Below are 15,997 nucleotides of genomic sequence, written 5' to 3' on the forward strand. Positions count from 1 at the left end.
TCCATTCGGAGCCTATATTGTTTAATATCTGATGTTGTTTACACCGTTTTCACATATTTAATGTCGTAATTTTCGATGTCTATGATGTAGCCATTTTTAATTAGGAAATCGAATAGGGGTTTTGCTTCTTCGGAAACAGACATATTTTGTGTCGTAATAATCTTGTTTTCCTTTTTCAATAAGTAAGGATATGCATACAATTTGATGTTCTTGTTAAACATGCCTGAAATATAGGAAAGCAACTCATTCGTGTAATGCTCCTTATTGTAATTGTCCGAATTAAAGATATTTTTTAAATTGGAAACGTTGGTTGCAATACCAATATTTTTTGGTTTAAAATTATTGATAAACTCTGCAAGGTGATTATTCCTTCTAAAATTGCTGACAATAATATTGTTTCCTGTTGAGCACAGTTCTTCGGCACGATGTGCGAACTCTTCTAGATCTTTGTCGGTAATGATATGATCTTCTTCAAGCACATTGCCCATCAGTACTTCAATCAGTACAACTGTATTTTCTGATGTTGCTCCTGTATTCTTTTTAAATTGATCAACTGCAAGGTTGAATAAGTCAAAGTTTGGCAGGGATTTTTGTCTATATTTTGTTCTTAAAAGAATGATATTCTTTTTGTAAAGGTAGTCTTTGATCTGTGCTGCTTTGCCATCTGGTTTGAAGATAGCTGCTTTAGCAAATCCTTTTGCAATGAGATATAGGTTAATAAGCCTTTCATTCACATTTTCAAATAAAGGACCACTTACTTTTACAAGATCTATTTCTACTGATCCAACAGATAAATTGTCAACTAATGACTCGATCATCGTCTGTACGTTATCAGTATAGTAATAGGCTGCAAAAAGTAAATTGACGCCAATGATGCCTAGTACTTTTTGTTGTAGCTGATTGTCACTATCAAGAAGTCTGACGTGTATAATGATATCATTGGTAGGGCCATCTACTTCATGTTGAAATCTAACACCGATCCAACCATGTGGTTCGTTTGTTTTTGTGAAGTTTAATGTGGTAACGGTATCGGCAAAAGCGAAGAATTTTTTATTGCAGTATTTTTCACCATGTAAGCGTTTTGTCAATAGATCAAATTCATGTTTTAACATTTTTGTTAAACGGGTGCGGCTTACATATCGACCATCTTCTTCTTCTCCGTAGATGGCATCGCTGAAGGCCATATCGTATGCAGACATTGTCTTGGCTATTGTTCCCGATGCAGCTCCTGCATTGAAAAAATTACGAGCGACTTCTTGACCGGCTCCAATTTCAGCAAAAGTGCCGTAAATCTCTGAGTTTAGATTTATTTTAAGTGCTTTTCTTTTGGTTTCAAATATTTCTCTTACCATCATGCAAAGGTACAAAAAATGATAGGGTGGAGAAAACGAATGGCTGAATCTCTGATATTTAATCAATTCATAATAATAGGGTTATTTTGATATCAAAATAACCCTATTTGTGTCAAGTTTGTGTTAAATATGAATCTATTTTGCCTAAAATATTTTCAATTTGTGAAAGGCATAAAATAGGGCAGAACTTTGCAGTGCCTGTCCAAATTTATTCTGAAGAAGTAATTCTTTAGCCTCTTCCAGCGATACCAACATGACTTCAATATCTTCACTTTCATCTAAATCTTGTTCTTGAACTTTTTTACCTCCTTGCATCAGGTAAGTATGCGTAATATTTTTACTTGTTGCCGGATTAGCATATAGTTCAGCAATTTTCTCGATCTTGGAAAAAGCATATCCTGTTTCTTCTAGCATTTCTCGTTCCGCTGCGAATTGGGGTTCTTCATCTTCTTCCATAGTTCCAGCTGGAATCTCCAGAATAATTTCTTCCGCGGCATGGCGGTATTGTTTGATGACAAGAAGTTTATTGTCTTCTGTAATACCTACCATGTTGACCCAATTTGGATATTCGAGCACGTAATAATGATCGTTAATCGTACCATCAGGCAGTTTGCATGTATCTCGACGCAAGGTTGCCCAAGGTGCTTGACTGATATATTCTGATGAGAGTAGTTTCCACTTTTGCATAGCAACGATTAAATAATATCAGCAATCATTCGATCTACTTTTGCTGATAATTCTTTTTGAAGTTCAGCGTAATTGGATTGATCTGTTAATGCTGCTTTTACAGAACAATAAAACTTTATTTTAGGTTCTGTACCGGATGGTCTTGCTGAGATAACATCTCCGTCTATGGTGATAAATTGTAAGACATCTGATTTTGGTAATTCGATGGCTTTTTTATCTCCAGATGCCATATCAATCGCAACCGAATTTTCGTAATCGCGGACTTCTACGACGGCAATATGACCTAGTGATTTGGGTAGGTTTGCACGTAGATTGCTCATCATGGATTTGATTTCTTCTGCACCAGCCTTACCTTTTTTTGTTAATGACACCAATTTTTCTTGATAACATCCAAATTCTTGATAGATATCCAAAAGAACTTCATATAAGGATTTGCCTTTTGATTTATAATAAGCGGTCATCTCGGCCAAGAAGGCACAGGCATTTGGCGCATCCTTGTCACGTACAAGGCTTCCAACTAAATAGCCATAGCTTTCCTCTCCGCCGACAAGATAAGTTGCTGAGTCGCCTAATTTGGTCATCAGCTCGCCAATATATTTGAAACCAGTCAATGTTTCGTAATATGGAACTTGAAAATGGTTGGCAATTTCCGCTTGTAGGTTGGTCGTCACAATGGTTTTGACGACGTATGGATTATTGTGGAGTTGATTTTGTTCCTTTTTTGAACTTAATACGTAATAAACCAATAGGCTCCCGATCTGATTACCATTCAATAACTGGAAATTACCTTTATCGTTTTTAATGGCAATACCGACACGGTCGGCATCAGGGTCGGTAGCTAGTACAAGGTCTGCATCTACCTCTTCGCCTTTCTTTTTTGCCAAGGCCATCGCGTCTTCTTCCTCTGGATTAGGATAAATCACAGTTGGGAAATTGCCATCAGGGGTCGCTTGTTCATCCACAATGATGACATTTTCAAATCCCCATTCTTTTAAAAGTTGGGGAACAATGGTTATTCCTGTTCCGTGGATTGGGGAAAATACAATTTTAAGATCTTTCTGCTCTTGTACTGCTTCGGGATGTATGCTTAATTTTTTATTTTCTTGAATATAGATTTCATCTATTTCTGGTCCTACGGAAACGATATTTTCAGGATTAGACTGAAATCGTATTTCCGATACACTTTGAATAGTATTTACTTCTGTAATGACATTCTCATCGTGGGGAGCTGTTAATTGGCATCCATCGTTCCAATAGGCCTTATATCCATTATATTCTTTTGGGTTGTGAGAGGCTGTAAGCATGACACCACTTTGGCAACCAAAATGACGGATGGCAAAGGATAGTACCGGTGTAGGTCTAAGTTCATCAAATAAATAAACCTGTATGCCATTAGCAGAAAACACATCAGCGACTAGCTGTCCAAATATTTGTGAATTATTGCGACTGTCATAAGAAACTGCAACCTTGATCGGTTGGTTTGAGAATTGTTTTTTTAAATAATTAGCTAAACCTTGAGTAGCTTTACCAATGGTATACTTATTCATTCTATTGGAACCTACACCCATGATTCCACGTAGACCTCCTGTACCAAATTCTAAATCTTTGTAGAAAGAATCTGTTAATTCAGTTGTTTCGTTGTTGTTGATTAATTTTTTTAAAGCTGTTTTCGTTGCTTCGTCGTATTCTGAGCCCAGCCATTGATTGACTTTTGCTTGTATTTCTTGATCCAGACTAATCATTTTTTTGTGAATTAAAACTGTCAAATTAAAAATTTTTTTTAGGATTATGATGCTTTTCTCGTGAAATATAATTTCAGGTTAAGCATCACAGCTTCCATAGGCACGATCTATAACCGTTAATACCCATCGATTACTTTGCTTCGTGATATGAAAGATAAGTGGTGCATTTTTGTCTGTTAAGATGACTCGGTAGCTTTTGGCTTCGAGTGCTTTTAACTTTTGTATTTCTGCATCTGATATTTTTGCTTCCAAAATTTCATTCATAAATTTTGCCGTTTGGGACAATTCTGTTGGATGTTGCTTATTGTTACAGAATAATCCTTTTTTATTCCAGGTTTCTTTTCCACAGTCGTATACGGGCAGTATTCCAAAGGTTACTTTTCCTGAGAAATTGGGTTTTGGATAGGGATAATATTCTGGAATCGGATGATTAAAATCAATGGATGTGGCATGTACATATATGGCTTGAACTCCAGGTCTGTAAATGGTATAGAGACCTATTGTTTTGTCAATATAGCTGTTTAATGCTTTTGAATCTTGCATGCTATACGCACGTACTATATTTGATATTGCTCGATCAATAGATTCATCTTGTGCGATTTCTTGCTTCGGGACAGCGAGTGTATCCATCACTTTTGGTAATGAATCTGCTGTGGTTGTAGCGATGGAATCTTGTTGACTTTCTTTTTTATCAGCAGTTCTGTTGCAACTACCGAGCGCGATGATCGATATGAACAAGAGAACCATTATATTTTTTAACATCATTGTTATTATCTACTAAAAATGGATTAGAATTTCCCTGAGTTATTTACAAAAATAGAACATCGGAGGTCTTAAACAAATGTGTCATAAATTAATCGGGTTAATTTATTGTTATTTTTTCTTGTTTGTCAAGTTATCGATGATTGTTTTTAATATACTACGTGTAGATGGTTTCCACCACTGTACTAATATTTTTTCAATTGTCTCCTCTTGCTTTACAGTTAACTGTTCAAAAAGTTCTGATCTAAAATTCAATTTGCAAGATTGCCATGTTTCTTTATCGAACTGTGTCACGGACTTAATTTTGCGTAATGCGGCTGTTTGGATGGCATTTGGTGAAACGACTTCGTCCACTAAGCCTACCGTAAGGGCTTCTTGTGGTGTCAACAATTTTCCTTCTAATAAGAAGCGATAGGCATTGGCTTTACCAAGCCAAAAGCTGTAGAGATGAAAGATGCTATCGGGTACGATGAGTCCAACAGGTATTTCGTTTAATCCAATGATAAAATTGCCTTCTGCCATAATGCGATAATCACAACAAAGTGCTATCACGCAGCCTCCAGCAGGACTATGTCCTGAAATCGCAGCAACGAGTGGTTTGGGAAATGATGCTAGATCTTTGGTGTTTTTCAAGAATAGGGTCCAAAATGCTTTTATTTCGACTTCACCATAGTCATATAGCGCAATCAAATCTAAACCAGCGCTAAAAAAACCTTCTTTGCCATGTATGATGACTCCCTCAATAGCAGGGTCTAGTTTTAGTTCTTGAATAGTTGTATTTAATTCTTGCAACAGAACCATGTCAATTGCATTGGATTTTCCACGGTCTAAAAATATATTTGCGATGCGATCTTCTGTTTTGATTACTATATGTTTCATAATATTTTTTGTTGTTGTCGATTTAATCTCTCACACTAATCTGTATTGCTTTTCTTCCTATTCTGCCGGTGAAGTCTATTCCTTCCAAAATAACGGTATAAGGGCCTTTTTCGTCCGATGTATAGAAATCAAAACTCGCTTCTCCTGATTGATTGGTAATGAGATTGGGCTCCCAATGTATCGTTGTTCTTAGGTCTGAACCTATTGTCGAAGCTTGTGTGGCGTCGTAGATTGGTTTATAGAATGTACGATTGAGGTAAAGCCCCTTAGGTATAACGGTTCGGATGCCAGTGGGGGTAAAAGCACGTGCAGCACCATCACCTCTTTTGGTCGTGATTAAGATCAAACCATTACCTCCATAGGACCCATATATCGCGGTGTAATTAATATTGCGTAATACCTCAATGCTAGCGATATCTGGTGCGCTTAGCATTGAAATTTGATCGCTTTCAATATACATTCCATCAAGCACAATTTGCATGGGACCATTACTTCGGGTGCTATAGGGTATGCCATTTTGCCATCTAACCCCTGCTAGTCTTCCTGCAAGGCATTGTTCTAACGTAAAACAGTTTGCCAAATCTTCTTCTGTAAGCACTTGGTCTGCATTTCCTGATCCATTTAGATTACTTGAATTTTGAACAATTTTTTTCTTATTTGTACGTGTTATTTTTACTTCTTCGAGTTGAATGGACCTGGACATAAGTCCTGCTTTTTCGAGTTCGGAAAAGTAGGTTTGGGTACTGTTGATATTTTCCAAATATTTGGTGTTGATATGATTCATAATCTCTGGAAAATTTTTATTGGAATCATTTATTGGAATATCCATCTCGTCTAAATCGATATCAAGTCTATTTTTATCTTTTTTTGATTTAGCAGTAATAATAAATTTGGTACTGTCTGGAAATAAGAGTTCATCAAAAGAAAATCTTCCGTCTATGCCTGTTAATGTGTCAATGGCGGCAAGCATATTGGACGTTGGGATTAACGTAACAGTGGCTTGTGGTACAACTACCTTACGACTCAGTTTCTTCACTGTGCCTGAGATGGATAAACTCTTTTCAACCGGATATTGTGGTTTATTGAGGGTATCGTCTAATGCGGACCAATCCAATTTCCTCCAGCCTTGTATGAGCATGAGGTCGTCTAAATCAACTTTTTTGATCTCTTCATTAGCTGGAAAATAATAGTTGGGATTTTCTATAAAGCCGTTGATTTCTGAACATAGTAATAAGGATGTATAGATACTTGATCGGTGATTAGAATCAATTTTTGTCTTATTGGTATTAACCACAGATGCGGATAATGTGGAGATTCGAGTAGAATCTTGGCTATTTCCAGTTATAACTGTGATTGTTACTTTTTCTCTTAGTCCATATGTTGGTTTGTCTGTATTGGTGTTGATCGCTAATCGTTTATCAGACCGATAGTTGAAGATCATGCGTTCTAATATCGGTTTCAAATTGGCATCCAAGATGGACAATTGAATGACACCCAGCGGCAAGCTTGGTCTGGGAATGGAAAAAAGAATTTCTTTGGTATTTAATTTTTGCTTGGCTACATGGAAGATCGTGCCTTGGTAATGTGCGATCAAATAAATCTGTTGTTGATCTATTTTATCTGGACTACCGCTTACCTGGACGAATACTCTATCGTCTATCAGGTTGGCAACATTCATATTTAATCCTGAAAGTTGTACGGCAGGAAAAGGAACTTCTTTTTGAGTGCCATCTGTAAAGGTGGCAATAGCTGTATATTTTTTTTGTGCGTCTAAATTTACCTGATAGCTTGCCATACCTAGCGGGTTGGTTTCGAATAGGGACATCACTTCATTGTTATTATCAACGATTTTGATTTCAGCTTTTTCTCCAAGTCCTCTACTATTAAGTGCTTTGAAGCCTATTTTTGTGAGTATGTTATGTGTAATGGTACCGGCTTCAGGTAGTATCTGTAAGCTATAATTTGATTTATCGGAAGGGACTCTCAGGAGTTTATGAACAGTGATTCCATCTATAGATTTGAAAGATAAATTAATCGTTTCACCAGCTGATATATCTTTCATATCAATCAAAATTTGACCTTTTTGATCTGTTTTTTGCCGTGCAATTTTTAATTTGCCATTTTTTAATTGTGTTTTATAATTGATATTAATCTCTGGTAAAGGATTTCCTGAAAGTGTTTTTAGATTTATAGCATAATATTTTTTATCTCTATCGACGATGATTTCCTCATCTGTCATGACGTGATCCGAACGGCCATTGTATATCGGTATTGTCTTATCAAAGAAATAGGCTGAGCTATCATTTCTCATCCACTGAGTATAGGCTCGGATGCGGTAAGAACCTTCTATGAGGGTGTCTGTGAGAGGAAAATCAGCAATTCCTAGACCAGCTGTCAATGGTATTTTTAATGTATTGATCGTTTTATTTTCGGGTGAAAGCAGATCAATGTAGGCTATACGGCTTAATCCGGATAATTGATTTTCTGGAGCAAAAGTACAATATAGCTTCATCCAAATGGTTTCTCCAACAGAATAGCTTTCCTTATCCATGTGGATATGGATTTTTTCTTTTGGATTTTGTGAGGCGTGACGCTGTAATTTATCGAGGAGTGGATGGATATCTGTTTGCCCAAATGATACCAATGACATGATGCATAACAAACCGAAGAAAATTGCCTTAAGACGCATAAATTGAGGATCAATAATTTGGAATAAATTACGAAAAAATATTAAATAATTTGTTGTTTTTAAATGGATATCAACGCAATTTTAAATTTTCTCTTATAATTAAGCTAAAAAAAATATCTTTGTAATATGAATATCCTAATCATTGGTTCTGGCGGTCGTGAATCAGCCTTCGCCTATAAACTTTCGCAAAGTAAGCGTCTTCAAAATTTATTTATTGCTCCTGGAAATGCAGGTACGGGTGTATATGGTCAAAACGTTGCTTTAAAGGTAACCGATTTTGATGGTATCGCAAGTTTTGCCTTGGCGAATGATATCAATATGGTTTTGGTTGGTCCAGAAGAACCGCTTGTTAAAGGTATTCATGATTATTTCTTGAACCGTGCAGATTTGAAACATATTCCTGTTATTGGTCCACAACAGGAGGGAGCACAATTGGAGGGTTCTAAAGACTTTTCAAAACAATTTATGGATCGTCACGGTATCCCGACTGCTGCATCACGCTCTTTTGACAAGAGTAATTTGGAAGAAGGGCTTGCTTATCTAGAAACTCAAAAATTGCCCATCGTATTAAAAGCGGATGGACTGGCTGCGGGAAAAGGCGTATTGATCTGTGAAACTTTGGAAGATGCTAAGTTGGAATTGAAAGCGATGATCGCTGATTCTAAGTTTGGTGCTGCAAGTGACGTAGTTGTTGTTGAAGAGTTTTTAAAGGGAATTGAATTATCTGTTTTTGTACTGACAGATGGCAATTCATATAAAGTATTGCCTTCTGCAAAAGATTATAAACGTATCGGTGAAGGGGATACGGGCTTAAACACAGGAGGAATGGGATCGATCTCACCAGTTCCGTTTGCTGATGAAGTGTTTTTAAGTAAGGTTGAAGAGCGTATAATAAAACCTACTGTTGAGGGATTGAAGAAAGATCAAATTCCGTATAAGGGATTTATTTTTATAGGCTTGATGAATGTAGAAGGGGAGCCGCTAGTGATTGAATACAACGTGCGTATGGGTGATCCTGAGACAGAATCGGTTTTACCTCGTATTGAATCTGATTTAATTGATTTGTTAGAAGGTGTTGCGCAAGGCAACTTAGATACACGTTCTTATACTGTTTCTTCAAAAACTGCTGTAACGGTTATGTTAGTTGCGGGCGGATATCCTGGAAACTATGAATCTGGCAAAGTAATCTCAAATATAGAGAATGTAAAAGAATCTATTGTCTTTCATGCTGGAACAGCGACACAGGATGGCGATATCGTCAGTGCTGGTGGTCGCGTTATTGCTGTGACGACTTTACAAGATACCTTATTTGATGCTTTGCAACAGGCCACAGCTGATGCTGGAAGGATCTATTTTGAAGGTAAATATTTCCGTAGAGATATTGGTTTTGATTTGATCTAATAAATTTTTTAAATCTTTTTTGGAAGATTGATAAAAATATCTATATTTGCATCTCCAAACAGGGAAATATCCCGATGGAGATGCCAAATGGCCCGTTCGTCTAGGGGTTAGGACGTTAGATTTTCATTCTAGAAACAGGGGTTCGATTCCCCTACGGGCTACCAGACTTGATGTCAAAACAAAAAATCCTGCAAATTAAACATTTGCAGGATTTTTTGTTTTTTGGTATTTCCATATCTTATAATTATTACCAATAGAAAGAATTGCGTCATTTGCTTTGACGACTTCCTGACATGATTTTAACTTTTTAATGTCGGCGTGAATCTTCCTTCCATGCTGATCTTGTTGAATGCCGATCGGGAGAAATCTGTCGCAAAAGTGAACCTATAAAAAATAAAAGGCCCTTTAGAAGCATTTTTTAGTCTAAATGATTTTTAACAATAATGTTGTGGTAATCTATTCACAGGGTCTATGTTGTTGGATTGACTGTTGGCAAAAAAAACTTTGACAGTTAATTTTTAAAAATGATAAGCTTGTTTGTCAGATTGAGGATGGATGTCGATCTAAAAAACGATGATAGCGTATAATTCTCTTTAATAGATGTTGATCATTTGTGAAGCCAATGTCTCAGATGATTGGATGTATGGTGTAATTTTATTTTGGATTTTGATAATTTTTAAAAAAAGTTTAAATTTATATTACTTTACTATTACTAATCTATCTGAATACTTGAAAACTATATCTATCATTAGTGAAGAGCGCCTATTACAAAAATTACGAAATGGAGATAAGGAAGCGTTTAAAGCGCTTTATGAATTGTACCACGGTCGGCTTACTTTAAAACTTGTCTACCTGCTTAAATCGGAGGAACTAGCTCAGGATGTGCTTCAAGATATTTTTGTGAAAATATGGGAAATTCGTGAGTCCATAGATCCGACACGTAATTTCGGTGGTCTTTTATATAAAATGGCCACTAATTTAGTTAAGAATGTTTTTAGAAAAAGCATTTACGATCAATTGATGAGAAGAGAGTTTGTCAAAAATGATAGTTATTCGCCTTTTGAAGATGTGGATGACGAATCAAATGCGAAGACGATTTTGAACATTGCGTTGGATAAGTTGACACCGAGGCAACGTGAAGTTTATTGCATGCATAAAATTGAAGGTTTAAGTTATCGCGAAATTGGAAGGCTTTTAAATATTAGTGATTCTGCTATTAACCACCATATACAACAGGCAAATAAGCAACTTAAAGAGATTTTAAAGACTGATAATATCATCATTCTACTGATATTATCATTTTTGTTGCGCCTTGATGCTCCGTTTTAATATTTTAATTGCGAATGACCTACAATGCTAACGTTTTTTACGCCAAATAGTCTTTTTTTATTTTCATAATACCCCCCTTAATTACTCAATAATCAACTTTTCTCTCTTTTCTTTAAAAATATTTTTATTTGGGGTGCTATTTTATTTTAGTTGTGTGTATTCATTATTAGAGTGCATTAGATTCAACCAAAAATGAGCAATTCAATAATGAGAGCCATATTCCTGAAATATCTTAATAATACGATAACTACAGAAGAGTTAAACATATTGTATCGTTACTGTCAGATTAACGAGAATGAGGCGGAGCTAGATGCGGTTATAAAAAATTATTTTGAATCTGACGTCAGCCTAAGCCCCGAGACTCTAGACGGGGATAGTGGCATTGAAGAGCTAAAAAATAATTCCTGGAAATGTATCGATGAACGAATCAATAAACACTCTTCATCTGGATCTTGGTTTAGCTCCGTTAGATTTAAATTAGCTATTGCTGCTTGTTTGTTGATTTTGGGGGCTTTTTCTTTTTACATGATCGGTCGATCAACAGCAGATAAGCCAGAAGTGGCCAATTTTCAGGATATTTTGCCAGGAAAAAATCAGGCAAAATTAATTGTTCCCAATGGTAAGGTTTATAATTTAAGTGATGAAAAAGATGAGATTTTTTCGGATCAGAGCAGTGTACGATATAAAGACGGAAATATGCTTACCGATGTATCTTCTAATGAAGTTATAACTTTGTTAACGCCCAGAGGTGGCCAATATAAGCTGACGCTTAGTGATGGTAGTCGCATATGGCTGAATGCTGAATCGTCTTTGAGTTATCCAACTGTCTTTAGTGGAAAAGAAAGGGTTGTTGAACTAAAGGGTGAAGCATATTTTGAAGTCGCTCATAATAATAAGCAACCCTTTATTGTGAAAACAGCTGAACAGAAGGTGAAAGTTCTGGGTACTTCTTTTAATATCAATGCTTATCATAACGAAGATAGGACAATAACAACTTTAGTTACTGGCCGTGTTCAAATAAATGATAAAGTGGACCGTAAGCTAAAACTATTGAGCCCATCACAGCAGGCCGTCAATAATGGATCGGATATCTCTATCGAAAATGTGGATGCGGATCTTTACACTTCTTGGAAAGATGGTAAGTTCAGATTCAGATCGACACCTTTGCCTGATGTATTGCGACAGATAGAGCGATGGTATGATCTTCAAATAGATTATACTGGTGTACCACATACTATCAAAATTCATGCGTCAATGAACCGTAATAGCAATTTGTCAACCCTGTTACATGCATTGGAGAAAATTACTGGTTTAAAGTTTAATGTAAAAGGAAGGAGTGTTAGGCTTATGGAATAGATTATACTATAAGATCGGTTCCTAAAAATAAAAAGTTGATGGTGTGGGGACACCACCAACATATATGATCCGATATCTGAAGATATTTAAACAACTATCAAAAATCTAATCATTACAAAATTATGAATTATTTCCTTTTCCACAAGGGTAGGGGGAGGTGTGTATTGCCTCGGAGGTATGATCAACTAGCCATTCCATATACGTTTTCAAAATTTCTCACCAGGACAGTCTTTTTATTCATCCTATTGATGAGTGGACTATATACATCATATGCACAAACGGTCTCGCTGAATTTAAAAAACGCCTCATTTGTAGAGGCTACCGAAACGATAAGTAAACAGACGAGATATGACTTCTCCTACAATGATCAGATCTTAAAAAAAGCAAAGCCTGTAACCTTAAAAGTTGTCAACGCATCTTTACAGGATGCTTTAAAAAAACTATTTTCTCAACAGCCATTAAGTTATGAGATCAAAGACCGGATGATCATTATTTTTGACAAAATTCCAACTGTTCCGAAGCGCGGTGCGTCGGTCTTATCAGTCACGCCGATCAACGGTCGGGTGACCAATGAATCGGGCAATCCATTGGTTGGAGCCACCATCAAAGTCAAAAATGAGGCGTTTTCTACACGAACGGATAAGTTTGGCAACTTTGTTATTCCGGCCCAATATGTCGACGCTATACTGGAAATACATCACTTGGGTTATGGTAAGTTAGAAGTTAATGCACAGCGCGCCAGAACGGTGACGTTACAAATGACGGCTGCTAAGTTGGACGAAGTCAACGTTGTGGTCAATACTGGATACCAAAAAATCGATAAGCGGCATCTTACGAGTGCTGTAACAACACTTAAAATGGATGATATCCTCACGCCGGGCATCAATACCATTGATAAGCTATTGGAAGGGCGTGTTCCCGGAATGATCTTTATGCAGAACTCCGGACAAGTGGGCGCTGCACCGAAATTGAGGATCCGCGGGACGTCAACAATTTTGGGCAACAGAGAGCCCTTGTGGGTGCTCGACGGAATAGTGTTGACAGATCCCGTCAATGTGGACCCCCAGCAGATCAATGACCTTGATTTTGTTAACTTACTCGGAAATGCTATTGCAGGTTTGAATCCGGAGGATATCGAACAGATTGATGTACTTAAAGATGCATCCGCTACAGCATTGTATGGCGCCAAGGCAGGTAATGGTGTTATTGTCATTACCACAAAGAAGGGAAAGCCCGGAAAACCAACTATTAGCTATTCAACTGCTGCGACCTATACCAGAAGACCGCGCTATTCGGATCGAAATATGTATATGATGAACTCGCAGGAGCGCATGGATGTGTCGAAAGAGATGATCGATCGCGGTATGCACTATAATAATGTAACCGAATGGGCCGGCTATGAAAAAGCGCTTCAGGATTATTATAAAGGACATATTGATTACGCGGAGTTTAAAAAACAGAGCGATTATTATGCCAATATCAATACAGATTGGCTCGGGTTACTGACCAAAGATTCGTATTCACAAAATCATACGCTAAGTCTCTCCGGAGGAGCACAGGATGTAAGATATTATTCATCCATCGGCTATCTAGACGAACACGGCGTTATTAAAGGCGAGGGAGCAAAACGCTACTCGGCGATGATGAACCTCACGGCGGATTATAGAAAGTTCATGGCGCAGATTTCTTTTAATGGAAATTATTCAAAAAGGAACTATTCACCCACGGACTTAGGCGTAATGAACTATGCGTATAATACAAGCCGAACGGTGCCAGCCTATAATCCGGATGGAAGCCTATTCTTTTATCCACGGACTGATGGTTCTTTGATCTATAACTACAATATACTGAAAGAACAAGAAAATAGCGGCGATGTGACCGACCTCATGGCAGCCAATATCAAGGCTTTACTAAAGTACAAGGTTTTACCTGGGCTGGATGTAGAAGGAACATTTGCCTATGGTATCAGCAGCAATAACAGGGAGCTATATTATACCAAAGACACGTACTATATCCATAAACTGCGCGCTGATCGATCTCTTCGTAATGACCTGAGCCCTGTCGGTGGCGAGCTGCAGCGCAGCGAGTCGCGCAACCATAACTATACTGCACGCCTGCAGGCCAATTATGTCACATCGTTGGGAGCGGAAAAAAAACATCTCTTATCCGCGACGTCTGGTATAGAGATTAAGTCCAATGAATACAATGAATTTGATATCACCCGAAGAGGATATTTTAGGGAAATGGGCGGATATTTTGATATTGTACCTACTGATTATACAGCCTATTATCAGCGATGGATGACCACAAAACCGGCATTGGGCTACTACGGCAGGCAGTTGACCAATGAGCTAGCTTGGTATGGCACAGCTGGATATTCCTGGAGCGACCGCTATATATTCAATGTGCATGTCCGCGGTGAACAGTCGAACCTGTTCGGAAGACGTTCTAACAACAAATTTATGCCAATATGGGCGCTATCCGGAAGGTGGAACATGAAAGAAGATCTGCTCAGTAAGGTCGAGTGGGTCAATGATCTTGCCATGAAGGCCTCGTGGGGATGGCAGGGCAATATGCTTCCCGGGCAGTCTGCTTACATGATCATCCGCCAGTCTTTGAATACCGATCCCTATTACAATTCGACATTTTCCAATATTGTAAATTATCCAAATCCCGATTTAAAATGGGAGCGTACCTCGTCGTCAAATGTAGGTGTTGATTTCTCCCTTTTTGGAAATAAAGTAAAAGGTACGCTGTCTTATTTTTACAAGAAAACGAAAGATGCTTTCTTGAATAAAACAGTATCGGAGATCAACGGATTAGAGTCTTACGTCATCAATAGCGGTACACTCGAAAATAAAGGGGTCGAGGTGGCATTGAGCATAACGGCTATCGACAATGCTGGTCTGGACAAGTCCCGCCGCGGTTTTGTGTGGCGTTTTGACCCACAGTTGGGGCAGGTGCTCAACAAGGTATTAAACCGGGCCATAAACAACCGGAATAATGTGCTCATCGATAATTTGACTTATAATAATTTTCTGAACGGAAGTGTGCAACTGGCGGGTAAACCCATCAATACGTTTTACTCCTATAAATTCAAAGGGCTGAGTGCTGTGGATGGATCTCCAATTTTCTACGGAACAGAAGCTGAACAGGCGGCTGCGTACCAGGCGAAATATTCCCAAATGGAAAAAGAAGATGTATACCTCGAAATAATGGATGAGTCGGGGCGTCGTGAACCCTTTATACAGGGAGGATTATCGAATTACTTTGGCTGGCGCAATTTTGGATTCTCGTTCAATCTGAGCTATTCTTTAGGGAACAAAATCCGTTTAATGAAAATTGCTTCGGGTTATGCATCCACCAATGTTTATCCGCAACAGAATATGCGTAAAGAGTTTGTCAGAAGGTGGCGCCAACCGGGCGACGAAGCCTATACGGATATACCTGGCCTGCTGGCTTCAAACAACATCAACATGTCTTGGTGGCAAATGTATCCAGCAACTGAATATAATCTAGGCGGCAGTGCGTATGAAATGTACGATAACTCGGATGTACGCTTGGTGAGCGCAGATCATCTGAAGTTGCAGTCGGCCTCGTTGCGATACAATTTTGCGGAGAAAATGACCAAGAAACTTGGTCTGAGCGCTGCTTATGTCAGTATTACCGGCACCAATTTATTTATGCTGAGTAATAAAATACTCAAAGGCCAAGATCCTACACAATCTGGGTCTACGCCCAATATTAATCTTTCAGTAAGGCCTACATTTTCAGGAAGCCTGAATGTATCCTTTTAAATC

Annotated in this window: 10 protein-coding genes and 1 tRNA gene; 5 read left to right on the forward strand and 6 right to left on the reverse strand. The window is 37.9% G+C overall.

All coding sequences use genetic code 11. The annotated features are described in order from the left end of the window. Window positions 1-38 precede the first annotated feature (38 nt). The 6 genes from AC06G9_RS00260 to AC06G9_RS00285 form a co-directional block, all read right to left on the reverse strand. Window positions 39-1,352, reverse strand: a complete 1,314-nt coding sequence (locus AC06G9_RS00260) for a hypothetical protein (protein WP_045754233.1) — start codon at window positions 1,350-1,352, stop codon at window positions 39-41. A 144-nt stretch (window positions 1,353-1,496) separates the two neighbouring features. Beyond that, window positions 1,497-2,039, reverse strand: a complete 543-nt coding sequence (locus AC06G9_RS00265) for an NUDIX hydrolase (protein WP_480957300.1) — start codon at window positions 2,037-2,039, stop codon at window positions 1,497-1,499. A gap of 8 nt (window positions 2,040-2,047) precedes the next feature. Then, the gene (locus AC06G9_RS00270; protein WP_480957301.1) at window positions 2,048-3,781 is read right to left on the reverse strand and encodes a phospho-sugar mutase; all 1,734 of its coding nucleotides are present in this window, start codon (window positions 3,779-3,781) and stop codon (window positions 2,048-2,050) included. Between the two features lie 78 nt (window positions 3,782-3,859). After that, on the reverse strand, window positions 3,860-4,546 hold the full coding sequence (locus tag AC06G9_RS00275) for a hypothetical protein (RefSeq protein ID WP_293928841.1): 687 nt from the start codon (window positions 4,544-4,546) through the stop codon (window positions 3,860-3,862). Window positions 4,547-4,654: 108 nt separating this feature from the next. Beyond that, the gene (locus AC06G9_RS00280; protein WP_480957302.1) at window positions 4,655-5,422 is read right to left on the reverse strand and encodes an enoyl-CoA hydratase/isomerase family protein; all 768 of its coding nucleotides are present in this window, start codon (window positions 5,420-5,422) and stop codon (window positions 4,655-4,657) included. Between the two features lie 22 nt (window positions 5,423-5,444). Continuing rightward, complete coding sequence (locus AC06G9_RS00285) at window positions 5,445-8,111, reverse strand: carboxypeptidase-like regulatory domain-containing protein (protein ID WP_480957303.1); 2,667 nt, start codon at window positions 8,109-8,111, stop codon at window positions 5,445-5,447. Between the two features lie 126 nt (window positions 8,112-8,237). Between AC06G9_RS00285 and purD the strand changes: the two genes are divergently transcribed. The 5 genes from purD to AC06G9_RS00310 all read left to right on the forward strand — a co-directional run bounded on the left by purD (window position 8,238) and on the right by AC06G9_RS00310 (window position 15,994). Next, window positions 8,238-9,512 carry a phosphoribosylamine--glycine ligase gene (gene purD / locus AC06G9_RS00290; RefSeq protein ID WP_293928835.1) on the forward strand — a complete coding sequence of 425 codons (1,275 nt, stop codon included), beginning with the start codon at window positions 8,238-8,240 and terminating at the stop codon, window positions 9,510-9,512. 89 nt (window positions 9,513-9,601) lie between these two features. Then, window positions 9,602-9,676: transfer RNA gene (locus tag AC06G9_RS00295), tRNA-Glu, on the forward strand. Between the two features lie 565 nt (window positions 9,677-10,241). Further along, the gene (locus tag AC06G9_RS00300; protein WP_480957304.1) at window positions 10,242-10,841 is read left to right on the forward strand and encodes an RNA polymerase sigma factor; all 600 of its coding nucleotides are present in this window, start codon (window positions 10,242-10,244) and stop codon (window positions 10,839-10,841) included. Between the two features lie 207 nt (window positions 10,842-11,048). Then, complete coding sequence (locus tag AC06G9_RS00305; RefSeq protein WP_480957305.1) at window positions 11,049-12,197, forward strand: FecR family protein; 1,149 nt, start codon at window positions 11,049-11,051, stop codon at window positions 12,195-12,197. A 248-nt stretch (window positions 12,198-12,445) separates the two neighbouring features. Beyond that, window positions 12,446-15,994, forward strand: a complete 3,549-nt coding sequence (locus AC06G9_RS00310; protein WP_480957306.1) for a SusC/RagA family TonB-linked outer membrane protein — start codon at window positions 12,446-12,448, stop codon at window positions 15,992-15,994. Window positions 15,995-15,997: the final 3 nt, after the last annotated feature.

This window comes from Sphingobacterium sp. MAE (genome assembly GCF_056711605.1).